29 protein-coding genes are annotated in these 26,206 nt (G+C 72.0%); 10 read left to right on the top strand and 19 right to left on the bottom strand.

Going from position 1 to position 26,206, the window contains the following annotated elements; genetic code table 11:
• Positions 1-3: 3 nt before the first annotated feature.
• Positions 4-918 carry an ArsR/SmtB family transcription factor gene (locus tag FHS29_RS28815; protein ID WP_184695923.1) on the bottom strand — a complete coding sequence of 305 codons (915 nt, stop codon included), beginning with the start codon at positions 916-918 and terminating at the stop codon, positions 4-6.
• A 57-nt stretch (positions 919-975) separates the two neighbouring features.
• On the opposite strand from FHS29_RS28815, the gene FHS29_RS28810 reads away from it, so the two are divergent.
• Positions 976-2,268, top strand: coding sequence for an MFS transporter (locus tag FHS29_RS28810; protein WP_184695921.1), 1,293 nt, complete (start codon positions 976-978; stop codon positions 2,266-2,268).
• Between the two features lie 42 nt (positions 2,269-2,310).
• Here FHS29_RS28810 and FHS29_RS28805 read toward each other — a convergent pair whose 3' ends face one another.
• The 12 genes from FHS29_RS28805 to FHS29_RS28755 form a co-directional block, all read right to left on the bottom strand.
• Complete coding sequence (locus FHS29_RS28805) at positions 2,311-2,571, bottom strand: hypothetical protein (protein WP_184696180.1); 261 nt, start codon at positions 2,569-2,571, stop codon at positions 2,311-2,313.
• Positions 2,572-2,653: 82 nt separating this feature from the next.
• Positions 2,654-3,430, bottom strand: coding sequence for an ABC transporter permease (locus tag FHS29_RS28800; RefSeq protein ID WP_184695919.1), 777 nt, complete (start codon positions 3,428-3,430; stop codon positions 2,654-2,656).
• Positions 3,427-4,365, bottom strand: a complete 939-nt coding sequence (locus FHS29_RS28795; protein ID WP_184695917.1) for an ATP-binding cassette domain-containing protein — start codon at positions 4,363-4,365, stop codon at positions 3,427-3,429. Before FHS29_RS28795 ends, FHS29_RS28800 begins: the two co-directional genes overlap by 4 nt.
• Positions 4,366-4,397: 32 nt before the next feature.
• The gene (locus FHS29_RS28790; RefSeq protein ID WP_184695915.1) at positions 4,398-5,594 is read right to left on the bottom strand and encodes a cytochrome P450; all 1,197 of its coding nucleotides are present in this window, start codon (positions 5,592-5,594) and stop codon (positions 4,398-4,400) included.
• Positions 5,591-6,457, bottom strand: a complete 867-nt coding sequence (locus tag FHS29_RS28785; protein ID WP_184695913.1) for a DUF4097 family beta strand repeat-containing protein — start codon at positions 6,455-6,457, stop codon at positions 5,591-5,593. The genes FHS29_RS28790 and FHS29_RS28785 overlap by 4 nt, the downstream gene beginning before the upstream one ends.
• A 49-nt stretch (positions 6,458-6,506) precedes the next feature.
• Positions 6,507-6,998 (bottom strand): toxin-antitoxin system HicB family antitoxin, encoded by a 492-nt coding sequence (locus FHS29_RS28780; protein WP_184695911.1) that lies wholly within the window; start codon positions 6,996-6,998, stop codon positions 6,507-6,509.
• 126 nt (positions 6,999-7,124) lie between these two features.
• Positions 7,125-8,159, bottom strand: coding sequence for a hemolysin family protein (locus FHS29_RS28775; RefSeq protein ID WP_184695909.1), 1,035 nt, complete (start codon positions 8,157-8,159; stop codon positions 7,125-7,127).
• Complete coding sequence (locus FHS29_RS28770; RefSeq protein ID WP_184695906.1) at positions 8,156-9,478, bottom strand: hemolysin family protein; 1,323 nt, start codon at positions 9,476-9,478, stop codon at positions 8,156-8,158. Before FHS29_RS28770 ends, FHS29_RS28775 begins: the two co-directional genes overlap by 4 nt.
• 270 nt (positions 9,479-9,748) lie before the next feature.
• The gene (locus FHS29_RS38685; protein ID WP_221456753.1) at positions 9,749-9,916 is read right to left on the bottom strand and encodes a substrate-binding domain-containing protein; all 168 of its coding nucleotides are present in this window, start codon (positions 9,914-9,916) and stop codon (positions 9,749-9,751) included.
• Positions 9,904-10,200: a hypothetical protein gene (locus FHS29_RS38680; protein WP_512700870.1), complete on the bottom strand. Its 297-nt coding sequence runs from the start codon at positions 10,198-10,200 to the stop codon at positions 9,904-9,906. Before FHS29_RS38680 ends, FHS29_RS38685 begins: the two co-directional genes overlap by 13 nt.
• A gap of 358 nt (positions 10,201-10,558) precedes the next feature.
• Positions 10,559-11,980, bottom strand: coding sequence for a Dyp-type peroxidase (locus tag FHS29_RS28760; protein WP_184695904.1), 1,422 nt, complete (start codon positions 11,978-11,980; stop codon positions 10,559-10,561).
• A gap of 784 nt (positions 11,981-12,764) precedes the next feature.
• On the bottom strand, positions 12,765-13,562 hold the full coding sequence (locus FHS29_RS28755; RefSeq protein WP_312865142.1) for a serine hydrolase: 798 nt from the start codon (positions 13,560-13,562) through the stop codon (positions 12,765-12,767).
• A gap of 229 nt (positions 13,563-13,791) precedes the next feature.
• Between FHS29_RS28755 and FHS29_RS28750 the strand changes: the two genes are divergently transcribed.
• Entirely contained in the window at positions 13,792-14,499 is a 708-nt protein-coding gene (locus FHS29_RS28750) for an SDR family oxidoreductase (protein ID WP_184695900.1), read from the top strand.
• Here the strand turns inward: FHS29_RS28750 and FHS29_RS28745 are convergent.
• Entirely contained in the window at positions 14,453-15,412 is a 960-nt protein-coding gene (locus FHS29_RS28745) for a helix-turn-helix transcriptional regulator (protein WP_184695898.1), read from the bottom strand. The two genes, FHS29_RS28750 and FHS29_RS28745, sit on opposite strands and share 47 nt — an antisense overlap.
• A 42-nt stretch (positions 15,413-15,454) precedes the next feature.
• On the opposite strand from FHS29_RS28745, the gene FHS29_RS28740 reads away from it, so the two are divergent.
• The 6 genes from FHS29_RS28740 (at position 15,455) to FHS29_RS28715 (ending at position 21,003) form a co-directional block, all read left to right on the top strand.
• The gene (locus FHS29_RS28740; protein ID WP_184695896.1) at positions 15,455-16,093 is read left to right on the top strand and encodes an alpha/beta fold hydrolase; all 639 of its coding nucleotides are present in this window, start codon (positions 15,455-15,457) and stop codon (positions 16,091-16,093) included.
• Between the two features lie 158 nt (positions 16,094-16,251).
• On the top strand, positions 16,252-17,199 hold the full coding sequence (locus FHS29_RS28735) for a zinc-binding dehydrogenase (RefSeq protein ID WP_184695894.1): 948 nt from the start codon (positions 16,252-16,254) through the stop codon (positions 17,197-17,199).
• Positions 17,199-18,125 (top strand): LLM class flavin-dependent oxidoreductase, encoded by a 927-nt coding sequence (locus tag FHS29_RS28730; protein WP_184695892.1) that lies wholly within the window; start codon positions 17,199-17,201, stop codon positions 18,123-18,125. The genes FHS29_RS28735 and FHS29_RS28730 overlap by 1 nt, the downstream gene beginning before the upstream one ends.
• 60 nt (positions 18,126-18,185) lie before the next feature.
• Positions 18,186-19,031 (top strand): alpha/beta fold hydrolase, encoded by an 846-nt coding sequence (locus FHS29_RS28725; RefSeq protein ID WP_184695890.1) that lies wholly within the window; start codon positions 18,186-18,188, stop codon positions 19,029-19,031.
• A gap of 131 nt (positions 19,032-19,162) precedes the next feature.
• Entirely contained in the window at positions 19,163-19,894 is a 732-nt protein-coding gene (locus FHS29_RS28720; RefSeq protein ID WP_184695888.1) for a nucleotide exchange factor GrpE, read from the top strand.
• Positions 19,895-20,091: 197 nt separating this feature from the next.
• Positions 20,092-21,003 carry a glycoside hydrolase family 19 protein gene (locus FHS29_RS28715; protein ID WP_184695886.1) on the top strand — a complete coding sequence of 304 codons (912 nt, stop codon included), beginning with the start codon at positions 20,092-20,094 and terminating at the stop codon, positions 21,001-21,003.
• A 73-nt stretch (positions 21,004-21,076) separates the two neighbouring features.
• Here the strand turns inward: FHS29_RS28715 and FHS29_RS28710 are convergent, their stop codons facing one another.
• Entirely contained in the window at positions 21,077-22,153 is a 1,077-nt protein-coding gene (locus FHS29_RS28710; RefSeq protein ID WP_184695884.1) for a C40 family peptidase, read from the bottom strand.
• 136 nt (positions 22,154-22,289) lie between these two features.
• Here FHS29_RS28710 and FHS29_RS28705 point away from each other — a divergent pair, with 136 nt between their 5' ends.
• Both FHS29_RS28705 and FHS29_RS28700 read left to right on the top strand, forming a co-directional pair.
• Positions 22,290-23,048, top strand: a complete 759-nt coding sequence (locus FHS29_RS28705; protein ID WP_184695882.1) for a lytic polysaccharide monooxygenase — start codon at positions 22,290-22,292, stop codon at positions 23,046-23,048.
• Positions 23,049-23,129: 81 nt separating this feature from the next.
• Positions 23,130-23,708 carry a DUF305 domain-containing protein gene (locus tag FHS29_RS28700; protein WP_246440931.1) on the top strand — a complete coding sequence of 193 codons (579 nt, stop codon included), beginning with the start codon at positions 23,130-23,132 and terminating at the stop codon, positions 23,706-23,708.
• On the opposite strand, the gene FHS29_RS28695 is transcribed toward FHS29_RS28700, so the two are convergent.
• The 4 genes from FHS29_RS28695 to FHS29_RS28680 form a co-directional block, all read right to left on the bottom strand.
• Positions 23,696-24,601, bottom strand: coding sequence for a pseudouridine synthase (locus tag FHS29_RS28695; RefSeq protein WP_184695880.1), 906 nt, complete (start codon positions 24,599-24,601; stop codon positions 23,696-23,698). The genes FHS29_RS28700 and FHS29_RS28695 overlap by 13 nt on opposite strands.
• 12 nt (positions 24,602-24,613) lie before the next feature.
• On the bottom strand, positions 24,614-25,216 hold the full coding sequence (locus tag FHS29_RS28690; RefSeq protein ID WP_184695878.1) for a DUF4230 domain-containing protein: 603 nt from the start codon (positions 25,214-25,216) through the stop codon (positions 24,614-24,616).
• Positions 25,217-25,402: 186 nt separating this feature from the next.
• Positions 25,403-25,615: a helix-hairpin-helix domain-containing protein gene (locus FHS29_RS28685; RefSeq protein ID WP_184696170.1), complete on the bottom strand. Its 213-nt coding sequence runs from the start codon at positions 25,613-25,615 to the stop codon at positions 25,403-25,405.
• A 33-nt stretch (positions 25,616-25,648) separates the two neighbouring features.
• Positions 25,649-26,191, bottom strand: coding sequence for a hypothetical protein (locus FHS29_RS28680; RefSeq protein WP_184695876.1), 543 nt, complete (start codon positions 26,189-26,191; stop codon positions 25,649-25,651).
• Between the last annotated feature and the right edge of the window lie 15 nt (positions 26,192-26,206).

The following is a 26,206-nucleotide window of genomic DNA, read 5'->3' as shown; positions in this document are numbered from 1 at the left end:
CCCCTACCGTACTTCCCCCCGCACCAGCGCCAACCCGAGGCCGGTGCGCAGCGAGACCACCTCGCGGCCCTCGCGGCGGCTCACCGCCAGGCCGGTGGCGCGCAGGACGTTCAGGTGCTGGGAGACCGCGCCGACCGTGACGCCCAGGCGGGTGGCCAGTTCGGAGACCGTGCTGGGGCGTTCGAGCTCGCGCAGCAGGCGGGCGCGGGTCGGGCCGATCAAGCGGGCGAGGGCGTTGTCGACGGGGGTGGCCGAGCGTTCCCACAGCGAGCCGAAGCCGTGCGCGGGGTAGCAGAGCGCGAGGCGGACGGGGCTGTTGCGCAGGTAGACGTCCGGCCAGATGAAGGCGGAGGGGATCAGCACCAGGTCCCGCTTGCCGACGGGCACGTGGTCGCCGTGCACGTCGAGGCCGGCGTCGCCGTAGCCGACGTCCTGGTGCAGCTCGGCGAGCACGGTGGGTCCGCCCGCTTCCACCAGCCGGCGGCCCCGGCGTTCGATGTCGCCCTGCAGGACGCCTTCGAGCCGCGACCAGACCGGGGCGATGATCGCGTCGTGGACGGCGGCGAGGCGGTCGCAGATCCGCGCCAGGGCTTCGGCGTGGTTCTCCAGCAGCGGGCGGAAGCGCGGCACGTCGGGCAGCGCGGCGGCGATGCGGGCGGGCTTGGCGACCCTGGGCAGCCAGCGCAGCTCCTCGTCCATGCCGATCGACCGGATGCCGGGCGTGGGGATCAGGAACTCGGGCACCACCGGCATGGTGACCAGGGCGGTCAGCAGCGTGGGGTCCTCGCCGAGGTCGGTCGTCCTGCGCTCGGCCCAGGCGGCCCAGCGCTGGTGGACCGGGAAGTAGCCGGGAGCGGCGAGCACGCGCAGGGCGGCCACGGTCTCCCACAGCGGCGATACGGCGAACCGGAGAGCCATGCTTTATCCCACACTAAAAAGTTCGCGCTCGCCAACCGGATTGGCAGGGTTGCGGGCATGTCCAGGGGGTGGGTGCGGCTGCAGGCCGTCGCGGTGTCGGGTTCGGTTGCCGAGGGGTTGATGCTGACGGCGTTGCCGTTGGTGGCGCTGTCGATCACGAATGATCCGGTGCAGGTGTCGTTGGTCAACATCGTCGGGCAGGCGCCGTGGCTGCTGTTCTCGTTGTTCGCCGGTGTGCTGATCGACCGGGTGCGGCGCACGACCGTGCTCGGGGTGGCCTACGTGGTGCAGGCGGGTGCGGCGCTGGTGCTGGCCGTGGCTGGGGTGGCGGGCGCGGTGAGCCTGCCGCTGCTGCTGGTGGTGGCGTTCTGCGTGACGTCGGCGCAGGTGCTCGGCGACGGGACCACCGGGGCGCTGGTGACCGATGTGGTGCCGCCGGACCGGTTCGCGGCGGCCAACACGCGGCTGATGCTCATCGACCGGGGCGCGGTCCAGTTCGTGGTGCCGCCGGCGGCCGGGTTCCTGGTGGGCGTCGGGTCCGGCGCGCCCATCGCGGCGGTGGCGGCGGCGCTGCTGGCGGTGGTGCTGACCAGGGGCCTGCCCGGCAAGGTGGTGGTCCGGCCGCGGTCGCACCCGCTGCGGGACATCGCGGACGGGCTGCGGTTCCTGGTGAGGACGCGGCTGCTGCTGTCGATCACGGTCGCGGTGGCGTTGGGTTCGTTCTCGGCCAGCGCGGGCATGGCGCTGTTCGCCCTCTACAGCTTGGAGATCCTGCACCTGGGGACGGTCCAGTACGGCGTGCTGCTCACCTGCATGGCGGCGGGGTGGGTGGCGTCGGCGTTCTTCGTGCACCGGGTGGTGGCGAGGATCGGGTACTCGTGGTCCATGCGGATCGCCCAGATCGGCATGGTGGTGACGCAGGCGATGATCGCGGTGCTGCCGCCGTGGGCGGCGGCCATCGGGTTCGTGGTGTTCGCGCAGTCGGCGATCGTGATGCTGTGGAACGTGTGCTCGCAGTCCAGCCGCCAGCGGTTCACCCCGGCCGGGCTGCTGGGGCGGGTGCTGACCAGTCACCGGGCGCTGGCGTGGGGGATGAACCCGCTCGGCGCGTTGACGGGAGGTCTGGTGGCCTCCGCGTTCGGGCTGCGGGCGGTGTGGGTGGCGGCCACCGCGATCCAGATCGGCGCGCTGACCGTCGCCTGGCTCGGCCTGTCGCCGCGCGCCTTCGCGGACGCGGAGCGGGTCGTCGCCGAGCGTCCCGACGACTCCGCGGCCGGCACCGCAGACGAAACCGCGGCCGACACCGCAGGCGACGCGGTCGGCGAGCCGACCGCCGGGAAGAGCCGCTGAACGTTCGGTTGGGGGCAGTCGTCCGGCGGGTGGACCGGGGTCCTACAGGGGCGGGACGAGGCCGGGGAACTTGCGGGCGCCGCGGCAGTGCGGGCACTCGCGCCCGTTGTCCACGGTCCGGGGCACCCCGCCGATGACGGCGGACGTCGGGTGCGCCACGAAGCCCGCGCCACCGCACAGGTGGCAGATCGTGCGGGGCTCCGAGGTCACGCCGAACAGGTCGTCCTCGTCCTCTTCCTCGTCGTCCTCGAAGTCTTCGTCTTCGGGGTCGAAGTCGTCCTCTTCGTCCTCACGCGGGTCCACGGGGGACACCGTAGCCCGGTGTCCCCCGTGCCGGCCGGTCAGGGCCGTCGACCCCTCTCGTCCACAGTGGACCGCGGACCGGTCAGCGCGACGGGTCGCGGTTGTAGAGCTTGCGGGCCCAGAAGTAGCCGCCCAGCGTGGCGAGCAGGCACCAGCCGACGGCGAGCCACCCGCTGTTCCCGATCGGCGTGCCGGTGAGCACCCCGCGCAGGGTGTCGATGATCGGCGTGAACGGCTGGTGCTGCGCGAACCAGGCCAGGCCCGGCGCCATCGAGTCGGTCGGCACGAACGCGCTGCTGATGAACGGCAGGAACTGGAACGGCAGCGAGAACCCGTTCGCGCCCTCCGGCTTGTTCGCGGCCAGCCCGCCCGCCACGGCCAGCCAGGTCAGCGCCAGCGTCAGCATGAGCAGCACGGCGATCGCGAGCAGCCAGTCGCCGAACGTCGCCCGCGGCCGGAACCCGATCAGCAGCGCAACCCCGACGACCAGCGCGAGGCTGACCGCGGTGCGGATCATGCTGCCCACCACCTGCCCGGTCAGCACGGACACCCGGGCGATGGCCATGGTGCGGAACCGGGCGATGACGCCCTCGGTCATGTCGACGTTGACGTTCACCGCCGTCCCGGCCGACCCCGCGCCGACCGCCATCACCAGGATGCCGGGCACCAGGTAGTCGACGTAGCTGCCGCCGCCGACGGTGGTGAGCATCGCGCCGCCGAACACGTAGACGAACAGCAGCATCATGAAGACCGGCATGATCAGACCGCTGATGGCCATCACCGGGTAGCGCTGGAGGTGTCGGAAGTCGCGACGCAGCATCGTCAGCGAGTCCGACACCGTGTGGGTGATCGCGGTCATCGCGGGGATCCCTCCAGGGTGGGGCGCCCGGTCAGGGCGAAGAACACGTCGTCCAGGTCGGGGGTGTGCACGGTCAGGCCGTCCGGCTCGATGGCGGCCCGGTCCAGCTCGTCCAGCAGGGTGCGCAGCGACCGCACGCCACCGTCGCCGGGCACCTGCAACGTCAGCGCGTCGTCGTCCCGGTTGGTCGAGCCGAGCGCACGGGCGGCCACGTCCAGGGCGTGCGCGTCGCTGAACCGGAGGCTGACGTGCCCGCCCGGCACCATGCGCTTGAGCTCGGCGGCGGTGCCCTCGGCGACCAGCTTCCCGCCGTCGAGCACCGCGATCCGGTCGGCGAGGCGGTCGGCCTCCTCCAGGTACTGGGTGGTGAGGAAGATGGTCACGCCCTCGGCGGCGACCAGTTCGCGGATGATCTGCCACAGCCCGTGCCGGCTGCGCGGGTCGAGCCCGGTGGTGGGCTCGTCCAGGAAGATCACCCGCGGCCCGCCGACCAGCGTCATGGCCAGGTCCAGCCGTCGCCGCATACCGCCGGAGTAGGTGGACGCGGGCTTGCGCGCCGCCTCCTCCAGGTCGAACCGCTCGAGCAGCCCGGCGGTGATCCGCCTGCCCTCCCGGCGGGGCAGGTGCCGCAGGTCGGCCATCAGCAGCAGGTTCTCCTCGCCGGTGAGCAGGCTGTCGACGGCGGAGAACTGGCCGGTCACGCCGATCACCGAACGCACCCCGTCCGGATCGGTCCGCAGGTCGTGGCCGCCGATCCGGGCCTCGCCGCCGTCCGGGGTGATCAGCGTGGACAGGATCTGCACGGCGGTGGTCTTGCCCGCCCCGTTCGGGCCGAGCAGCGAGAACACCGAACCCTGCGGGACCGCCAGGTCGATGCCGTCCAGCACGACGTGGTCGCCGAAGTTCTTGCGCAGCCCAAAGGCCGAGATGGTCATGGATTGCCCCTCAGAGGATGTGGTGGCGGAGATCAGGCGACGCGCATCGGCAGCGAGCGCACGCCCGTCATCATCGGCGACGGCATGAACGTCGGCGCCCGCTCCGGGTCGACGCGCAGGTCCGGGAACCGGTCGAGCAGGATGTCGACGGCGATCCGGCCTTCCAGCCGGGCCAGCGGCGCGCCGACGCAGAAGTGGATGCCGCGGCCGAAGCCGAGGTGCGGGTTGGGGTCGCGGGTGGCGTCGAACCGGTCGGCGTCGGCGAACCGCCGCGGATCCCGGTTGGCCGCCGAGAGCCAGACCATCACCATCCGGTCGGGCGGGATCCGCTTCCCGCCGAGCTCCACCTCCCGGGTCGTGGCGCGTGCCAGCGCCGAGAACGGGGTGAGGAACCGCAGCGACTCGTCGATCGCCACGGGCACCGCCGACGGGTCGGCGCGCAGCCGCGCCCGCTGGTCGGGATGGGCGTCCAGGCACAGCGCGGTGTTGCCCAGCAGCATGGTCGTGGTGACGTGCCCGGCGACCAGCAGCACCGTGGAGAAGTTGACGACCTCGTCGTCGTTGAGCCGTTCCCCGTCGACCTCGGCCCGCACCAGGCCGCTGATCAGGTCCTCGCGCGGGTTCTTCCGGCGTTCGACGGCGTGCGCCCGAAGGTAGTCGAGCATCGGGGCCATGCCCTCCACCTGGGCGGCGAACTCGGTCTCCAGCGTCTCCTTGTCGTCGTTCATGGAGACCCGGTCGTTCTCCGAGAACATGACGTCCACCCAGCCCCGGAACAGGTCCCGGTCGCCGACGGGCAGACCCAGCAGCTCCGCGATGACGATCACCGGTAACGGGTAGGCCAGGCCGTCGACCAGTTCGAGCCGGTCGCCGTCCACCGCCGCGTCGAGCAGTTCGTGGGTGAGCGCGGTGATCCGGGGCTCCAGGTCGGCCACCACCTTCGCGGAGAACGCCTTGCTCACCAGGTTGCGCAGCTTGCGGTGGTCGGGCGGGTCCATGTCGAGCAGGTTGCCCGCGCGCATCGACTCGTCCACCTGGACCGGGAAGATCTCGTTCACGTGCGCGGAGGAGAACGTCTTCGGGTCGCCCAGGACCGCGCACGCCTCCTCGTGCCCGTAGACGGTCCACGTCCCGGTCTCCTCGTCGAACCGGACCGGTTCGGCCGGGCGTTCGCCGCGCAGCCAGAAGTGCTCGGGGTGGATGCCCCACCGCTCGGCCAGGCTGGTCATGAGTCGTCCTCCTCGGTCGGGGTGGCGCGGCGGATCACGATGTCGCCGACGCCGGTGCGCGCGCGGACCTCTGCGGTGTCCACGGCGGAATCGGGAGCCGAAGCGGCCTCCAGGTCGTTCTGCACGGCGCCCAGCGCGGAGCGCACGTCCAGCCACGCGGCGGTGCCCGCGCGGATGCCGACCTCCAGCCGGCCGGCGCCGGTCTCCAGCACCACGGTGCCGCGCACCACCTCGTCCAACCGGACGCTGCCGTTGGCGGTCTTGGCGGTGACGTCGGCCAGCGCCAGGGTGACCGCGATGTCCCCGTTGGCGTTCTGCGCCCGCAGGTCTCCGGTGACGGTGCCGACCCGGATGTTGCCGTTGGAGTTGCGCACCACGGCGGTGCCGTCGACGCGCTCGACGTGCAACTGGCCGGACCCGGTCAGCACGTCGGTGTGCCCGGTGGCGTGGATGAGGTTCACGTTGCCCATGGCGGTGTGCAGGTGCGTCGACCCGGCCCGGTCCAGCGAGATGTCGCCGGTGGCGCTCCTGAACCGGAAGTCGCCGAACGTCCCTTGGGCGTACACGCTGCCCAGCGCGGTGTCGCCGCGCACGCTGGAGCCGGTGGGCAGCTCGATGGTGATGTCGACCGCGCCGCCCTTGAAGCTGAACATGCCGCGCAGCTTGTTCGTCTTGATGACCAGCCGGCCGTCCTGGAAGTCGACGCGGGTCTGCTCGGCGGCCTTCACGTCACCGGTGCGGTCCGGGTTGGCGGGGCGGACGTCGACCACGGTGTCGGTGCGGTCGCCGGCGGTGATCCGGGTCTCGCCCATCACCAGTTCGAGCGTGGCGGTGATCGGGCCGGGCGTGGCGAAAACGGGCATGGCTGTCCCCTGGTAGTGGGCGTGTCGGGTGTCGGTGCTGGTAGGAGGGTTAGCGCACCCAGCCGGTGTAGCGCTGGCCGACGTTGGGGGTGGGCTGGCGCGCGCCCGCGTCGAGCGCGGCGGACGCGGCCCGGACGAGCCACGCGTTGACCGAGATGCCGGTCTTGCCGGCGGCTTCCTCGACCCGCAGCTTCAGGTGCTCGGGGAGGCGGAGGTTGATGCGCGTCATGGCGCTGTCGTCGTCGACGGGCGGTGGCGGCGGCGTGGGGTCGGGCCGCTCCTGGAACGCCGGCTCGGCGGGCGGGGTCAGCACGACGAACTCGGGGTCGCGGCCGCGCAGCCGCACGTCGACCGAGCCGGGGGCCAGGTCGCGGGTGATCTCGGACGCCGCCGCGGACAGGGCTTCCAGCAGCGTCAGCCGGGTGGCGGACTCGACCTGGGTGGTCAGCCGCTGGGCGAGCGTGCCGGCGTCCTCGCCGATGGCCTCGGCGGCCATCGCGAGCTCGCGGCGGAGGTTGTCGACGAAGGGCGTCAGATCCATGGCATCACTATGGCAGTGTCGTGATGCCATGGCAAGCGTTCCGTGGTGCCAAGTTGTGCCACAGTGGCTCAGGGGGTGGCCTCGGTGGCGTTCGCCCAGGTCAAGCCTCCTGTGCGGCCAGTATCACTACAGCTCCCGTCGCACGTGAGTGCCGTCGCGCACGGTTCCCACGTACTCCTCCACCAAGTCCTCCAGCGCCACCACGCCGAGCACCGACCCGTCCGCCGCCACCGCCCGCGCCAGGTGGCTCTGGGCCCGGCGCAAGGCCGCCATCGCCTCGTCCAGCCGCGCGTTCACCGGCACCTCCGGCAGCCCCCGGATCCGACTGCCCGGCACCTGCGTGGACGGGTCGGCGTCCGCCAGGTCCAGCACGTCCTTCACGTGCAGGTACCCGACCAGTCGCCCGTCGTCGGCCACCGGGAACCGGGAGAACCCGGTCGCCGACACGGCGTCCTCCACCTCGCCCATGGTGGGCCGCGCGGACACCGACCTGATCCGGTCCAGCGGCACCAGCACGTCCGCCACGGTCCGCTCGGTGGACGACAGCGTCTGCGCCAGCCGCCGGTGCTCGGAGTCCTCCAGCAGGCCTTCCTGCCGGGACTGCGCGATCAGCAGCGCCAGCTCGTCCCGGGTGTACGCCGACTCCAGCTCCTCCTTCGGCGTCACGCCCATCAGCCGCAGCACGGCCGTCGCGACCACGGTGAACCCGCGCAGCAGCGGCGCGACCAGCCGGCAGAACCAGTAGTGCGCGGGCACCAGCCACAGCGCGGTGCGCTCCGGCCCGGCGATGGCCAGGTTCTTCGGCACCATCTCGCCCAGCACGGTGTGCAGCGCCACCACGATCACCAGCGCCAGCGCGAACGCCACCCCGTGCAGCACGGCCTCCGGCAGCCCCAGCACCTTGAACGGCCCCTCCAGGATCGAGGCCACGGCCGGTTCGCCCAGCGCGCCCAGGCCCAGCGAGCACAGCGTGATGCCGAGCTGGGCACCCGCGATGAGCAACGGCAGCTCACGGCCCGCCCGGATCACCACGCGCGCCCGGGAGCTGCCCTGGTCGGCCAACCCCTCCAGGCGGTCGCGCCGGGCGGTGATGATGGCGAACTCGGCGCCGACGAAGAACGCGTTGCCCGCCAGCAGCAGGAAGATCACCAGGATGCTCACCGCGCCACCGCCGACGGGGACTCGACCCGCAGCTCGGCCACCCGGTGCCGGTCCATCATCATCACCGTGATCCGCCAGTCGTCGACCCTGATCTCGTCACCCACGTCCGGGATGCGCCCCAGCCGGGCCAGCACCAGGCCGGCCAGCGTCTCGTAGTCGCCCGACGGCATCCGGAACCCGGTCGCCTCGAACACCTCGTCGTCGCGCAGCAGACCGGACATGATCCACCGGTCCCGGCCGAGCTGCCGGACCGGCGCGCCCTCCCGCCGGTCGTGCTCGTCGCGCACGTCGCCGACGATCTCCTCGACCAGGTCCTCCAGGGTGACCAGGCCGGCGGTGCCGCCGTACTCGTCCACCACCAGCGCGGTCTGCAACCCGGACGCGCGCAGCCGGTCCAGCAGCGCGTCGCCCTCCAGCGTCTCCGGCACGGTCTGCACCGGCCGGGTCAGCGCCGAGACCGGCGTGGTCGCGCGTTGCGAGCGGGGCACGTTGAACGCCTGCTTCACGTGCACGATGCCGCGCACCTCGTCCAGGTCGCCGTTGTAGACCGGGAACCGGGAGAACCCGGTCTCCCGGGCCTTGGCCAGCAGGTCCAGCACGGTCGCGTCCGCGGGCAGCGACTCGACCTGCACGCGCGGCGTCATCAGCTCGTCGGCGGTGCGGTCGCCGAACCGCAGCGAGCGGTCCAGCAGGGTCGCCGTGCCCGCGTCGATGGTGCCGTGCTCGGCGCTGGAGCGGACCAGCGCGCCCAGCTCCTGCGGCGACCGCGCGGACGCCAGCTCCTCGGCCGGCTCCACGCCCAGCCGGCGCACCAGCCAGTTCGCCGCGCCGTTGAGGCCGGTGATCAGCCAGCGGAACACCGCGGAGAACCCGGCCTGGATGCCCGCGACGGCCCGCGCGGTCTCCAGCGGCTTGGCGATGGCCAGGTTCTTCGGCACCAGCTCGCCGAACACCATGGACAGCGCGGTCGCCACGGCCAGCGCGATGATCAGCGCCACCGGGTCCACCGCGGGCTCCGGCACCCCGAGCCCGGACAGCGCGGGGGAGACCAGTTCGGCGATCGCGGGTTCGGCGATGTAGCCGGTGATCAGCGTGGTGAACGTGATCGCCAGCTGCGAGCCGGACAGCTGGAACGACAGCGACCGGTGCGCCTTCTGGACGGTGTGCGCCTTCGCGTCACCGACCGCGGCGACGTGCGACTCGACCGTGCTGCGCTCCAGCGCGGTCAGCGAGAACTCGGCCGCGACCGCGATGAACGTGCCGATGGTCAGCGCCACGACGGCGACCAGGCCCAGCAGGCTGAGCAGGATTCCGGTCACCGGGCACCCCGTTCGGGGGCCGGGTCTTGAGGGGAGCCGGGTGTCGGACCCGGCTCGGTACTGTGACCAGGCGATCGCGCGTCGCGCACGGAAGGGCTCACTCCTCGACGGGGTGGTCGGACTGCGGGTCCAGTTTAGAGAGTCGACGCGGGTCGGCGCAGGCCGGTTCCGCTCGGTGACGAAGTGCTCGCCCTGAGTACCACCTCGCCGGTCACCCGGACCGTGCGCGGTGCGCGCCCCACCTCGTCCAGCACCAGCCGCGCGGCCCGTTCACCCATCTCCCAGCGGCAGCCGGACCGTGCTCAGACCGGGTGTGAGGTCGCACAGCGTCGGGATGTCGTCGAAGCCCGCGAGGGACACGTCGTCGGGCACCCGCACGCCGTGCTCCCGCAGCGCCGCCACCGCGCCCGGGGCCATCACGTCGTTCACGACGAACACGCAGGTGGTCCGGTCTCGGCGGCGAGCAGGTCGGCCACGGACGCGTGCCCGCCGTCCCTGGTGAACCCGCCGTGCACCACGTTGGCGTCGGGCAGCGCCACGCCCGCGTCGGCCAGGCCCGCCTTGAACCCGGCCGGCCGGTCGCGTGCCGCCAGCAGGTCCGGCGGACCGGCCAGCACGGCGAACCGTTCGTGGCCGAGCCCGGCGAGCGCGCGGGCCGGCGCCCGCGCACCGGCCCGGTTGGCGGGCACCACGGTGTCCACGCCGAGCTTGGCCCGGGACACGCACGCCACCCGTCCGCCTGACCTGTGAACGCGGCGATCTCCTCGGCGAGCCTGCCCGCGGCGTTCCGGTCGGTGGTGCGGCTGCCCGCGATGACCAGGGCCCGTGCCCGGTGCGCGCGCAGCGCGTCGACCAGCTGCACCTTGAAAGCGCTCTCCGGACCTCCGGCACCCAGCCGCCTACTCCGGCACGGCCCGAAGAGTTACGGCATGGCAGTGCCTTGGAACGTCGGCGCATCCGGGAGGCAAGGGCAACAGTCGGCTGTCGGGCGTGGAGACCGGTCGTGGACGGCGGCCACGGCCGGCCTCCTACCCGCCCCTGACAGCGCCACCCACCCCTGCGGACCGGGGCGAGCAGGGCTCAGCGGGGCAACTCCCGTCCCGCTGCCAGCAGCCGGAGCGTGCTGACCGACGGGACGAGGGCGTACAGCGCGCCCGTCGTGCGGACGTACCTCTCGAACGTCAGCGTGGCCTTGACGTCCGACGTCTCGAACCGTGCCTCACCGGCACCGCCGATCACCGGGTCGGTGCCGGTGGGTGCGCCGTCCTCGCCACCGGCGAAGTGCGGGTTCCCGGCCCAGACCCGTTGCTGGAACTCGAACTGCTCGCGGATCGACGTGCAGTGGGCCACGAACAGCAGCCCGCGCTCGGCCCGCGGGTCCTGCTCGTACGGCGGACCGAACGGGATACCCCGCCGCAGGATCCGCCGCTGACGGGGGTTGCGGAACGTGAACGACCGGGGGTTGGTCTTCCGGACGTGGGCCGGGCAGGGCGTCAGCAGGCCGCGCGGGTCGTCCGCGTAGTCGAAGTCGTTGCGATCCGGCCCCAGCCCCGCCGCCTCGTCGACCGGCGAGGCCAACGGCCGCCCGTCCTTGTGCCGTCCGATCAGCATCGCCCCCATCGAGTCGGAGGTGACGCCGAGGACGCGGGCGTGCTCCTCGACGGCCTCCTCCCACCCCCGCACGTCCTGGGTGAGCCGACGGATGACCTGGATCGACCCGTCCCGCAACCACCGGGCGGTCCGCCCGTCCTCGTCGCCGCGCTCGGTCTGGTAGCCGAACACGAACTCGCCGGGGTTGACCAACAACGCCCCCGCGTGCCCGAACCGGTGCCCTTTCCGGTCCGGGTCCTCTTCGTGGAAGCCGCGGATCCCGGGCTGCGAGATCCCGTCCTTGTACCCGAAGTGCTCCCGCCCCCGGTGCGCTCCGGGCAGCGTCCCGGCGTTCTCCTGGTAGACCTTCGTGACCCCGAGCAGGTCGTCCAGCAGGTCGAGCAACGTGTCGACGGCCTGCAACCGCTCCTCGGTGTCCGACGCCAACGTCACCACGGCGTGGATCTGCTGCGCGTCCCGCCCGAACCGCCACTCCTCCGGGTCGTCCCCGTTGACCGCGCAGCGAGCCTCGGCACCCTGGACCAACTCCGCATCCCGAACCCGCAGGTCCCGCTCGACCGCCTCGGGGTTCACCGCCAGCTTGGCGAACCCGGCGGGTGTCAGCGAGAGGTTCGTCCAGGTGGCTTTCAGGCTCTGCGGATCAGCCCCGAACATCGCCCGGCCCAACGAGAACGCCTCGTTGAAGTCCTCGACGTCAGCGGTGACCGAGATGTGCCCCAACATCGCAGCCAACCACGTCCGCCCCAACCGCCCGTCGGTGAACCGGACGAACCGGAACTGCTGGTGGTCCTTGTTGAAGGCGGCCAGCACATTCCCCTGGATCTCCCGCGACCCCCGCAACGGCGGCCGGACACCCCGCCGCTCAGCGTGCAGGTGCAGCAGTTCGGTCATCCCGCGACCCCATTCCCCCGAATGTCGTCACCACAGAAGACCACACAGAGTCCTGCGAGATACACGGATCGTGGTGATCTCCCGCACAACCCCCGTTCGTACCAGCGCAGCCCAAGCAGAGCGTCGGCCAGCGCGCCCAATCACGCGACGTCGCCTCCCACACACCCCGCCCACGGCTCGTACCCCCACGCACACCCCGCCGGCCGGCTGCGCCTTACGAGCACCTTGCTAGTCGGCCGCGCGCCCCGCGCTGTTCCGCAGGCCGCGCACCCCGCGCTCTTCTGCGGGCCGCGCGCCCCGCGCACACCTCTGCCCTGCGTGTCATCCCCGTATGGCCTGCGCGCCAGCGAACCGCATGTGTCAAGGGCAGATCGGTCGCGCGACCACGGCACCCGCCTTCACGATCTGCCCTTGACGCATGTGGTTGTCTCCGACCAGGCCATACGGGGAGGACACGCAGACCACCGCCCTCCAAAGCTCGAAGAGCTTTGAAGGGCTTTTGGAGAGATCCTTGGCGGTCTGCCCGTCCGGCGAGGACGCCCTTCAAGCAGGCAAATCCCCACCACCGCGCGCTTCGCAGGCGTCCCCCCAATCAGAACGCCCCCCGACAACCACCCAACCACACAGGTACGACATCCTCAGCCCCCACTGAAACCCCGATAACCCGCCGCCTCATCCACCCAGCCCACGACGCGCTAATCTCCAACACCCAGCCCACGACGCGCTAATCTCCAACACCCAGACCCGCCACGCGCTAATCTCCAACACCCAGACCCGCCACGCGCTAATCCTCACCCGCCCAAGGCCGCGACGTGCCAATCCTCAACACCGAGTCATACAACGTCCGTCCCAACCCAGCCCGAGCCCGCAAAGCCGGGTGCGTAGCGCTGTAATTCTCGGCGTTCCCCGCCTGATCCCCCCTGAACCGCCCTGAAGCGAACAACGCGTAAGTGATCACCGCCCGCCCCGAGGCATCGAACACGATCCCGGCCTCATTGCGCCCATCCGCGAACCACCCGGCCTTGGTGGCAACGTTCAACCGCTCCGCCGAAGACAGGTTCAACCGAATTCCGTCCGTGAACGACGTCAACGACCGCAACACCGTCAACAGATGAGTCGTAGACGTCTCCGACAGCAACTCACCCTTCACCAACTCCTGCAACAACGCGAACGTCTCACGAGCCGTCGTCGTCCCCAAGAAGAACCGGTTCGGATTCGCCACCGGCACGACCTGCGTGTGCGCGAAACCCTTCCCGCGCAGGATCTCGTTCAGCTCCGACGCCGGACAAACCAGCCCGCACAACCGCACCGCCGTGTTGTCCGACACCGTCAGCAACGCGGCCAGCGCATGTCCCACGGTCACCGACGACGGATAAGCCCCGTCCAGCGCGAAAATCCCGTCCGTGTCCCGGATGACGGTCGACGCCGTCACATCCACCCGCTGATCCAGCGTGACCAACCCGCGGTCGACCTTGTCCAGCACCGCGACCGCCACCGCGACCTTGTTGACGCTGTACGCCTCGACCACGCGATCGGGCTCGTCCTCCACCGCCGGCTCCACCACGCCGTCCGCGTCGGCCACGCCGATGTAGGACGACCACCTGCCACCCGCCCACCACGTCTCGCGCTGGTACTTCCGCGCGATCTTCCGCGCGATCTTCCGCCGGGCCGGCCCGGCGGTGGCCGGGATCAGCGCCATGTGTTCCCCAATCAGCAGAGATGCCCGCGGCTACTACGCCGCTGATCGCCTCCACGCTGCCTCTGACCGGTGTAACGCAGTGCGCCGATCCAACCAGCAGTAACCTGCCGACATGGGCGAAGGGGTATTCCTCATCACGGGGGCTTCCCGCGGGATCGGGCTGGCCACCGCGCAGCTGGCGGCCGAGGCGGGATATCGGCTGGTCTTGACCGCGCGGGACGTCGACAAGCTGGCCGAACCGGCTGCCCGGCTGGGCGGACCGGACCGGGTGTGGGTGGCGGCCTGCGACGTGCGGGCGTGGGAACAGCTCGCCGCGCTGGTCGGCCGGGTCGAGGAGGAGTGGGGGCGGTTGGACGTGGTGTTCGCCAACGCGGGCACCAGCGTCGTCACCTCGTTCACGTCCTCGCAGGGCGCGCCGCCCTCGCAGTGGACCGACATGGTCCTCACCAACGTCTGCGGGCCGGCCTTCACCGCGCGGGCCGCGCTGCCCGCGCTGATGCGCAGCGGCGGCCACCTGGTGCTGACCGGCTCGGCGGCCGGCCGGGGCGTCCGGCCGGGCAACCTGTACGCGGCCACCAAGTGGGCCGTCACCGGACTCGCCCAGGCGATCCGCGCCGAGTGCGTCGGAACGGGCGTCCGCGTGACACTGGTCCAGCCCGGCCTGACCGACACGGGCGGCATCCCGGCATCCAGGCTCGGCGACCCGAAGCTGGCTCCCGCCGACGTGGCGAGGGCCGTGCTGTACGCGGTGTCCCAGCCGTCCACTGTGGACGTCAACGAGATCCTGGTGCGCCCGGCGGGTCAGGACGCGTACCGGTGAGCTTCCCGGCGACCGCGGCCAGCGCCTCCCGCACTCCACCGGACGCGTCCAGCGTGTAGTCGGCCGCCACCAACAGCAGGTCGGCCGCGATGGGCTCGATGGTGTTCGCGCGCAGGTGCACCCGGCACGTGCGCGCGGACACCGGCTCCACCTTCCCCGGCAACGCCACCATCAACCGCGCCTCCACGACGTCCGCCGGAGCCCGCACCAACGCCGTGGCCGTGAACCGGTACGGCGCACTCGCCAACGCCCGTGCCACGAACGCGGCCGGCTCCTCCGGCAGCTCCCGCGCCGGAAACCGGAGACCGATCGGCACCGGCATCCCGATCCGGTCCAGCCGGAACGTCCGCCAGTCCTGCCTGGACGGGTCGAACGCCAGCAGGTACCACTGCCGGAACGCCGTGACGAGGTTGCGCGGCTCCACCTTCCGCTCGACGCCGCGATGGGTGAACCGCACCATCTCCCGGTCCCGGCACGCCGCCGCCAGCACGCCCAGCGCCGCCGGGTCGGACACCGGCCCGCCGCCCAGCGAGATCCGCGCGATGGCCGTGCCCACCGCCCTGATCCGCCGCCGCAACCGGTCCGGCAGCACCTGTTCCAGCTTCGCCAGCGCCCGGACCGCGCTCTCGTCGATGCCGGCCACCCCGGCGGCCGTGCGCAGCCCCACCGCGACGGCCACCGCCTCGTCGTCCTCCAGCAGCAGCGGCGGCAGGTCCGTCCCGGACGACAACCGGTAGCCCCCGGCCGTCCCGGTGGTGCCCGCGACCGGATAACCCAGCTCCCGCAACCGTTCGATGTCGCGCCGCACCGTCCGGTCGGTCACCCCGAGCCGGTCCGCCAGCTCGCCGCCGGTCCACTCCCGCCGGCCCTGGAGGAGTGACAGCAGTCGCAACATCCGCGCGGGCATGTTCATTGCGGACATCCTAAGTCCTAAAGGTCGCCTACCGTCGGCCGCATGACGACATACGTGCTGATCCCCGGCGCCTGCCACGGCGGCTGGTACTACGACCCGATCGCGGCGGACCTGCGCGCCCTCGGTCACGAGGTGCACGCCCCGACGCTCTCCCGGGACGGCAACCTGGAGGACCACACCACCGAGGTCCTCGCGCTCCTCGACGACCTGGACGACGTGGTCCTGGCCGGCCACAGCTACGGCGGCATGGTGATCACCACCGTCGCCGACCGCGTGCCGGAGAAGGTCGCCGGCCTGGTCTACGCGGACGCCCTGGTGCCCGGCGACGGCCAGTCCGTGTGGGACCTGGTGAACGACCACTGGCGCGACTGGTACATCAGCGGTTCCGCCCACGACGGCCGCTCGATCGCCCCGCTGCCGTTCTTCGACAGCCGCGCCTTCGCCCACCCGCTGGCGTCCCTGATCCAACGGCCGCGCATCACCGGTGCCGTCGACAAGATCACCAACCGCTGGTACCTGCTCGCCAAGGGCACCGAGTTCAGCCCGTTCACCCAGTTCCGCGACGCCTACCAGGACGACCCGACGTGGCACGTCGTGGAAGTCGACGCCCCGCACAACATCCTCGACGGTGGCGAGGCCGCACTCCTCGAAGCCCTGAAGTCCGCCGCTTCCGCCTCGTAGTGCACCCTCGCCCCGACCCCGCAACCGTCCTCGCCCCCGACAGGCGGCCCCCGGAGCACCACGTGACCCGCCGCACATCCACCCCACCCGCGGTTGACCTCCACATAAGTCGAGGTCGCAAGCTGACCGGACAGTCGGAACGGCGTTCGGGGGATGCGATGCGTGCGGTGTGGTTGACCGGGTTCGGTGGCCCGGAGGTACTCGTGCCGGGGGACGCGCCGGATCCGGAAGCCGGTCCCGGCCAGGCGGTCGTGGAGGTCGCCTACGCCAACATCACCTTCGTGGAGACGCAGTACCGCCGCACCGGGCGGGGGCCGTTCGACCTCCGCCCGCCCGCCATCCCGGGCAACGGCGTGGGCGGCGTGGTGACCAGGGTCGGCCCCGGAGCGGACCCCGGTCTGGTCGGCCAACGGGTCGTCTCGGCCACCGGGGGCCGGGGCGGGTACGCCGAACGGGCGGCCGTGGACGCGGCGGGCGTGGTGGTCGTGCCGGACGGAGTGCCGCTGGACACCGCGGTCGCCCTGATGGCCGACGGTCGCACCGCCCTGCTGAACCTCCGCACGGTCGGCCAGGTCGCCGGGCAGCGCGTCCTGGTGCTCGCGGCGGCGGGCGGCGTCGGCACGCTGCTCGTGCAGCTGGCCAAGGCCGAAGGGGCGGTCGTCGTCGGCGCGGCCGGCGGTCGGGACAAGGGGGAGGTCGTCCGGGGGCTGGGCGCGGACGAGGTGGTCGACTACCGCGCCGCCGACTGGGCGTCGAAGGTCGACCCGGTGGATGTGGTGTTCGACGGTGTCGGCGGCGAAGCCGGGCGCACCGCGTTCGACCTGCTCGCGCCGGGCGGCCGGATGCTCAGCTACGGCCTGGCGAGCGGCGAGTGGGCGGGCATCGAGCCGGCGCGGGCCGCCGAGCGGGACGTGACGCTGGTCCAGGGTGCCCGACCGACGCCGGAGCGGCTGCGGGAACTCGTGGGCAGCGTGCTGCACCAGGCCGCGGAAGGCGCGCTGCGGCCCGTGATCGGTCAGCGGTTCCCGCTGGCGAAGGCGGCCGACGCGCACGCCGCCATCGAATCCCGTGCCACGGTCGGGAAGACGCTGCTGGAGGTGCGGTGATGGACATCGGCATCACGCTGCCCGGCCACGGCCACGACATCGTCGCCTACGCCCAGCACGCGGAAGGGCTCGGCCTGGAGTCGTTGTGGCACGGCGACCACCTGATCCCGGTGAACCCCTACCTGGACAGCACCCTGGTGCACGCCACCGCCGCCGCCGTGACCACCCGGATCAAGCTCGGCTTCGGCGTGATGGTCGTGGCACTGCGCCAACCGGCCTGGACCGCCAAGCAGATCGCCACCCTGCAGCACCTCTCCGCCGACCGGGTGCTGCTCGGCGTGGGCAGCGGCGGCGAGGCGCACGGCGAGGCCGCGTGGCACGCGGTCGACGTGCCGTTCGCCGAACGGGGCAGGCGCACCGACGCCGTCCTCGAAGTCCTGCCCGGACTGGTGCGAGGGGAGCGGGTTCCCCTGCACGGCCACGAAATCGCCCTCTCGCCCGGTGCGACCATGCCGCCCGTGCTGGTCGGCGGCGGCGGCAAGGCCGCGCTGCGCCGGGCAGCGCGGTTCGGTGACCACTGGTACCCGGCGTTCGTGCCGCACCGGGCCGTGGTCTCCGGTCTCGGGCAACTCGGGCGACTCGCCGCCGAGTACGGCCGACCCCGGCCCGGGGTGACGGTCGGCGTGGGCGTGGCGCTCGGTGACGTGCCCGCATCCGTGATCGACGCCCGGATCAAGGGGATGACCGACTACGGGCTGCCGGCGGAGCAAGCGCGCGAGGTGCTGGTCACCGGCACGCCCGCCCAGGCCGCCGAGCGGTTCGCCGAGCTGGCCGAGGCGGGCGCGGACCGGGTCATCGCCATGCCGTTCACCGAGGACCGGTTCCGCCAGGCGGAACTCGTCGCGGCGGCCGGCGTGGCGGTGATGGATCAGCTTGGCGGCCAACGCGGCGGTGACAAGTCAGCGTGGCGGCCGGCGTGGCGGTGACGGATCAGGTCGGCGGCCGGCGCGGCGGTGACAAGTCAGGGTGGCGGCTAACGTGACGGTGTGACGGAACAGATCCTGCGTGTCAACGGTGTCGACCTCTGCGCCGAGACCTTCGGCTCGCCCGCCGACCCGGCGGTGCTGCTGATCATGGGCTCGACCGGGTCGATGGACCTGTGGGAGGACGACTTCTGCGACCGGCTCGCCGCGCACGGCCGCTTCGTCATCCGCTACGACCACCGCGACACCGGCCGCTCCGTCGCCTACCCGCCGGGCGAACCCGGTTACACGTTCCCGGATCTGGTCGAAGACGCGGTCGGCGTCCTGGACGCCCACGACGTCGACCGGGCGCACGTGGTCGGCCTGTCCATGGGCGGCGGCATCGCCCAACTGCTCGCCGTGGACCACCCGGACCGCGTCGCCACGCTGACGTTGATCTCCACCAGTCCCTCCGGCCCCAACGACCCCACTCTGCCGCCCATGCACCCCTCGCTGTCGGCGCACTTCGCCGCCGGCGGCACGCCGGAGCCGGACTGGACGTCCCGCGACTCGGTGATCGACTACCTGGTGGCGGCCAACCGCCCGTTCCAGGGCCCGCGCCCGGTGGACGAGGACGCCGCCCGCGCGTTGGCCGGCCGGGTGTTCGACCGCTCACCGCACATCGCCTCGTCCGCCAACCACTTCCGGGTCGGCGGTGGCGAGCCGTGGCGGGCGAGGCTCGGCGGGATCGGGGTACCAACCCTGGTCGTGCACGGCGACGTGGACCCGCTGCTACCACCGGGGCACGCCGAGGCGCTGGTGGCGGAGATCCCCGGCGCGAGACTGCTCGTGCTGCCGGAGACCGGGCACGAACTCCCGGCCGGTGTCCGGGACCTGTTCATCGAGCACTTGGTCGCCCACACCGGCTGACACGCTCGGTAACCGCGGCGATCGCACCCCGCTGATTCACCCGGACGGCCCGCTCAGCTCTGGTCGGAACGGGTCGACGGTGTGGTGTGCCTCGAACACGACGAACCACCATCGCCAGCGCCCTCGTCGCCGTGGGGGCACTGGCGACGTTCACCGCCCTGGGCATCGTCCTCGCCCCCGGCGCGCCGTCCGTGGACACGCACGCACTGGCGGCGCACGCGCTGAACGTCGCCCGCCAAGCCGAACCGGCGTCGATCGCCGACGCCGTCGCCCGTGAACTCCCCACCGGTGGACGTGCGGTGGTGGTGCGGCCGGCGCGGGCCAACGAGCCGTCGTCACGGTCCGGCACGTCGCAGGTCGCCGTGCTGGTGGGCGAGGTCGACCAGGCCGCGGTGTCCCTCCTCGTGTCCACGACGGGTGTCGTCGGCGCCCACGCCACCCCGGACGGCTGGTGGACGTCGATAGCCGTGCCCGCGCTGGTGCCGCCGCCGGTCGGTGCCGCGTTGGCGCTGCTGATCGGGGCGGTGCTGCTGGGAGCGGCGGCCACCGAGGTCCCCCGGCGCCGGGCGCCCCCGATTCCGACGCGGCAGAAGGACGTTCTCGTGCGGGGTCTGTCCGACCTGATGCCGAAGCTGCCGGAAGGGGTGGCGTGGCAGGCGGAGAACCTGCTGACGGCGGCCGGGATCCGCCTCGTCGTGCCGGACGGCGAACCGGTCGACCCGCGCGGCCACCTCGTGATCGGCACCGAGCCGACCGAGGACGACGACCTGGTCGACACCGTGGCCCGCACCGTGCGCCCCGGCTATGCCGACGGTAGCCGCATCGTCGTGCACCCGTCGGTCGTCATGTACGTGCGCGACTGACCCGCGTTCGCCCGTGCCGCGCCGTGCTGTCGCGGTAGCGAGCGTCTTGACCTGGCCTGACTCGCCCCGCGGAGGTCGTCGGGCGCAGCGGGCAAGACGTGTAGAAGCCTCGCGGTTCACTCTTGACTGGTGTAGACCAATCCTGTTGAGTTGGCCCCCGTCACGTCCGAGGGCGCTCGAACGGAAGAAGAGAACACGTGTCGAGATTCCGCGTAGTGGCGGCCATCGCCACCGTCGTGGTCGGGGCGGCGCTGACCGTCGCGGTGGCCACGACCACGGCCAGCGCCGCCGCCTGTGCGACCGCGTGGAGCCCGTCCACCGTCTACACCGGCGGTCAGGCGGCCTCCCACAACGGCCGCAACTGGTCGGCCAAGTGGTGGACCCGGAACGAGACGCCGGGTTCGGCGGCGGTCTGGGCCGACCAGGGTGTCTGCGGCGGGACCACCACGCCGCCGACCACGACCACGACGTCCAACCCGCCCAACCCCGGCGGCTTCGTGGTGACCGAAGCCCAGTTCAAGCAGATGTTCCCGAGCCGGAACCCCTTCTACACCTACAGCGGCCTGACCGCCGCGCTCAGCGCGTACCCCGGATTCGCGAACACCGGCAGTGACACCGTCAAGAAGCAGGAGGCCGCGGCCTTCCTGGCCAACGTCAACCACGAGACCGGCGGCCTGGTGCACATCGTGGAGCAGAACCAGGCTAACTACCCGCACTACTGCGACGCGAGCCAGCCCTACGGCTGCCCGGCCGGGCAGGCGGCGTACTACGGTCGCGGGCCGATCCAGCTGAGCTGGAACTTCAACTACAAGGCGGCCGGCGACGCGCTGGGCCTGCCGCTGCTCACCAACCCGTCGCTGGTGCAGCAGGACGCGTCCGTGGCCTGGCGGACCGGCCTCTGGTACTGGAACACCCAGAACGGCCCCGGCACCATGACCCCGCACAACGCGATGGTCAACGGCCACGGGTTCGGCCAGACGATCCGCAGCATCAACGGCGCGCTGGAGTGCGACGGCCGCAACCCGGCGCAGGTCCAGAGCCGGGTGAACGCCTACCAGCGGTTCGTGGGCATCCTGGGAGTTCCGGCGGGCAACAACCTGAGCTGCTGAGAACGACCGGGAGCGGGGCCTGCCGACCACGGCGGGCCCCGCTTCCCGTTGTCCGGCCTTGGGCTCCGGAGGATCAGCCGACCACGCGGCGGATGACGCTGACGGGGCCGATGGAGTCGATGTCGGCGATCTTCACCGGCACGCCCTCGGTCGACGCGTGCACCGCCCGCACTCCGTCCACGGCCATCGCCACGTGCGACTGGCCGGAGTAGTAGATGATCAGGTCGCCCGGCTGGACCTGCGCACGCGTCACCGCACGGCCGACGGCGGCCTGCGCGTACGTGGTGCGGGGGATGGACACGCCCGCCGCCCGGTACGCGGCCTGGGTGAGGCTGGAGCAGTCCCACGAGTCCGGACCGTTGGAGCCGAACACGTAAGGCTTCCCGCGCTGGCCCAGGGCGAACTCCAGCGCCGAGCCGGCCGCACCCGCCGGCACGTCCACCGCCGACGTGTCGCCGGGAGCCGCCAGCACCGCCTTGTCGGCCGCCGACAACGACCGGTACTGCGCCCGCGCGTCCGAGACCTGCCGGTCCACGGCCGTCTGGCGGTCGGCGATGTCGTCGACCAGCTCCTGCGCCTCGTCGGTAGCCCGCGAGGCGCGCTGTTGGGCGTCCTGGGCGCCGGCCCTGGCCCGTTCGGCGGTGTCGACGGCGGCCGAAAGGCGGTCCAGAGCCTCGCCGCTGTCCGCCGCCAGCACGTCGAGGGCGCTCATCCGGTTGAGGAAGTCCTGCTGTGAATCCGACACCAGCAGTGCCGAGAGTCGCGTGAACGTGGCACCCTCGAAGGAGGCCTCGGTGAGCAGGTCGACCTGGCCGCGGAACTGCTCCTGGTCCGCCTTCGCCTGGTCGCCGAGCCCGGCCGCCCCGACCAGGTCGGCGTTGGCCCGGTCCAGTTCGCCCCGCTTGGCGGCGAGGTCGTCCTGCGCCTTGAGGTGCTCCTCGTGCAGGCGTTCGGCCTCGCGGGACAGGTCCTCGTAGCGCCGGAGCGCGTCCGAGGCCGCGGGCTGGGCGTGTGCCGTCGCGGGCACGGTGAGCGCCGCGACGACGACCGCCGCCAGCGCGACCGCCCGACTGCCGGGGTGTGGGGTCACACCGGGGGTTACGGGCCGCTCCACCAGTCGGTTCAGATCCTTGACCCGGATGACGTTCACGATTATGGTCTAGACCACATCGCCGAGTGTGCCGGCCCACCTGCGGGCTGTCACGCCCGGCGTCGTAATCCGGCCGCCGCGGATTTGGACCCTGCCCAGGGAAACCTCTCGGGGTTTCCTCCGAAGGAGCTGGACAATGAGCCTGAAACGCAAGCTCGCGGCGGTTCTCGCCGGCGTGGGCATCGCCCCGTTCATCGTCGTGGTGTCAGCGGGATCGGCGAGTGCGCACGGCTACATCTCCTCGCCGCCCAGCCGGCAGGCGATGTGCGCACAAGGCCGCGTCTCCAACTGCGGCCCTGTCGTCTACGAGCCGCAGAGCGTGGAGGGCCCGAAGGGCCAGCAGAACTGCCACGCCGGTGACAGCCGGTGGGCACCGCTCAGCGACGACAGCAAGGCCTGGCCCGCCACCTCGGTGGGCAACAACGTGCCGTTCAACTGGACCATCACCGCCCGCCACGCCACCACCACGTGGCAGTACTTCGTCGGCGGCAGCAAGATCGCCGAGTTCAACGACGGCGGGCGCCAGCCCGGCTCGTCGGTCACGCACAACGTGAGCCTCGGCGGACGCACGGGCCGGGTGAAGGTCCTGGCCGTGTGGAACATCGCGGACACCCCGATGGCGTTCTACGCGTGCGTCGACCTGCAGGTCGGCTCCGGTGGCCCCGGCCCGACGACCACCACCACTCCGACGACCACCACCACGCGCCCGACGACGACCACCACGCGCCCGACGACCACCACCCCGCCCGTGGGCGGCACGTGGGCGACCGGTGTCGCGTACTCGGTGGGCACGCAGGTGACCTACGGCGGCGCGTCCTACCGCTGCATCCAGTCGCACACCTCGCTGGCCGGCTGGGAACCGCCGAACACCGCTTCCCTGTGGCAGCGGCTGTAACGGCCTGAGGAAGCCCGTCCGCGCCGCGCCCTGTCACCGCGCGGGCGGGCTCTTCCCCTGCTCTCCCCGAGGAGGACGACCTTGCGACGCCTCATGGCAGTGCTGACCGGTCTGCTGGTGCTCTCCGGCTGTGGTCTCGGCGGCGGCGGTGACGTGGCCGCGCCCACCGGACCGGTGTCGGCGGTGGTGGAGACCAACGAGTTCAACGCGGTCGACGTGATGTTCCTGCAGATGTCCGTGCCCCACCACCGGACGGCGCTGGAGATCGTGAAACTGGCCGAGGACCACCCCGTGCGGGCGGAGGTGAAGAACCTGGCCTCCGCCATAGAGGTCACCCAGCTCGCCGAAGTGGACTCGATGCTCAAGTGGCTGTCCGACTGGAAGCAGCCGGAGAGCGCCGGGGACAACCCGCAGCTGCACGCGGGTCACGGCGGTGACCACTCCACCAGCCCGGAGTCCATCGCGGCGGTGGCCGCCACCGCCTCCGGCGAGTTCGAGAAGGCGTTCCTGAACCTGCTCATCGCCCACCAGCACAACGCGGTGGAGATGGCCAAGCTGGAACGCGAAGGCGGGGTCAACCCGCAGGCGAAAGCCTTGGCGGAACGGATCTTCCAGTCCCGGACCGGGCAGATCTCGCAGATGCTCGGCTACCTGGAGTGAAGCCGGAGCCGGCTTTCGAACCGGTGGCGCACGCCGGTCACCGGGTCGGTGAACGCGAGGACCTTCGCCAGTAGCTGCAGCGGATCGGTGAAGTCGTCCAACGGCTTCTCGCGCAGCACCGGGTAGAAGTCGTCGTGGCGGATCGGCACGCCCAGCGCGGCCATGTGCAGCCGCAGCTGGTGCGTGCGGCCCGTCGCGGGCGTGAGCCGGTACCGGCCCCAGCCGTCGGCGTGCTCCACGAGCTCCACCAGCGTCTCGGCGTTGGGCGGACCCTCGACCTCCTGCGCGGTGATGACGCCCTTGACCTTCACGATCCGGCTGAGCACCGTCCGGGGCAGCTCCAGCTCCGGGTCGTAGCGGGCGAACGCCTCGTACTCCTTGTGCACCAACCGGTCCCGGAACAGCGTCTGGTACCGGCCGCGCAGCTTCGGGTCGATCACGAACATCACCAGCCCGGCGGTGACCCGGTCCAGCCGGTGCGCGGGGCTGAGGTCGGGCAGCCCGAGGTCGCGGCGCAGCCGGACCAGCGCGGTCTGCACGACGTGCCTGCCGCGCGGGATGGTGGCCAGGAAGTGCGGCTTGTCCACCACCAGGATGGCGTCGTCGCGGTGCACGACGCCGATCTCGAACGGGACCGGCGTCTCGTCCGGCAGGTCCCGGTGGAACCACACCGACGTGCCGGGGGCGAACGGCGCGTCCGCCGCGACGGGGCCGGCCAGGTCGTGGATCCGGCCCTCGGCGAGCATCCCGTCGATCCGCTCCGGGGCGACCCTCGGCAGCCGCGCCACCAGGTGGTCCCGGATGGTGGCCCACGGCCCTTCGTCGGGCAGCCGCAGGCGGGCGGGGTCGAGGCCGTGGCGCTGGGGGAGGGGCGGCCGGAGCTTGCGTCTCATCAGGCGGTCAGCCTAGTCGGTCGCGCTGAACCGCACCTCGTACCCCAACCCGCCGAGCATCCCGGTGAGCATCTTGCGGGTGCTCTCCTCGGCTCGCGCGACCAGCCCGGAGTCCCGCGCCGCGTCGGCGATCTTCTGCTCGGCGGCCACGTAGAACGGCTGCTGGTCCCGCGTCTCCACGATCGCCGCGAGCCGGTCCACCAGCCCCCGCTCCTGGGCGAACACGTAGCACCGCTCCTGGTGCAGGTTCGGCTTGTCCAGCACGGGCTTCGGCAGGTCGACCCGGACCGCCTTACCGTCCGGCGACACCTCCAGCGCGCCCTCGCCGAGCTCCCCGAACTCGACGTAGGCGTTGACCGAGCCGGCCGCCACGAACAGGGTCCGTTGCCCGGCAAGGACGTCCGGCACGTAGCGCACGTCGTGCTCGATGTCGAGCACCACCTGGTACTCGCCGGCCGCCGCGTGGAACTGGCTCAGGTCCCGCAACGACTGCAGCACGGCCGGCTGACTCCGGTCCACCGTGTCCGTGCCGAACCTCGGGACCACCACGAACGCCGCCACCAACGCCACCACGGCGACCATCACCGCCACCAGGACCCCGATGCGCCACTTCATGCCGCTGGGGTACCCGCTCCGGCCACCGGGGAACCGGACCGCCGCCGAACCGGACCCCGGTGGTGTGCCGGGCGTCATCGGAGGAGGTGGGACCACGTGCGTCCCGGTCGTCGTGGGTATCCCGGCGTCGGCCTGGCAGCCGACACGGGCGCCTCCACCGACGTCCGCACGCCGGCTGGGAGAGGCTCACGAAGCGGCGAACGACAGGCCTCTCGCGCTCAGTTCCTCGCCCAGGATCCGGATCGCCTTGGGGCCGACGCCGTGGATCTTCAGCAGTTCCGCGGAGGTCACACCCGTCAGTTGGTCGTACCGCGTGCAGCCGTTGAGCGCCGGCACACGACGAGCGGTCTTGCCGATGCCGACCGGGAACTCGGTCGGCACCGCGGCGTCCTCGGCCACGACCTCCACCCCTGTCACCGACCGCCTGCGGTCCTAGTCCTCCTGCTTCTCCTCGCCGCGCTTGCGCAGGAAGGTGAAACCGGGAATGCCCAGGATGGCCTGGCGCACGTCGTTGGTGACGTCCAACAGCTGGTGGATGTCCGGTCCGACCCGGTCCAAAGTGGTCAGGATGGGCAGGACGTCCTCCATCAGGTGCTTGGTCAGCACCGGGAGCTGGTCGACCAACTGGATCGCCGCGTCGATCTCGTGCGGGGACAGGTCGTCCACGAACCGTTGGGCCAACGGGTGCGCCCGCTGTGCGAGTGGCGCGTAGCTGTCCATCAGCTCGCGCGACGTGCGGGCGGTCTGGCCGGCGTCGGTGGTGACGGCTTCGGCGGCGGCCGTGACGACCTGCGCCCGTGCCACCAGGGCCTCGGTCTCGTCCAGTACGCGACCGGTGCGGGCCACCAGGTCGTCGGCCCGGCGCACGACGTTCTCGGCGGCCTCCAGCAGGCCGAGCACGCGGCCGGGCACGGAGACGGCCGTGTCGACGGTCGAACGGGCCAGGTCGAAGAACGCGCGTGGAGTGAGATCCATGCCTCCACTGTGCCG

Origin of the sequence: Saccharothrix tamanrassetensis (genome assembly GCF_014203665.1) — a bacterium.
Taxonomy (GTDB): Bacteria; Actinomycetota; Actinomycetes; order Mycobacteriales; family Pseudonocardiaceae; genus Actinosynnema; species Actinosynnema tamanrassetense.
Note: the sequence above shows the minus strand (reverse complement) of the source record. Positions and strands in the feature narration are given on the sequence as shown.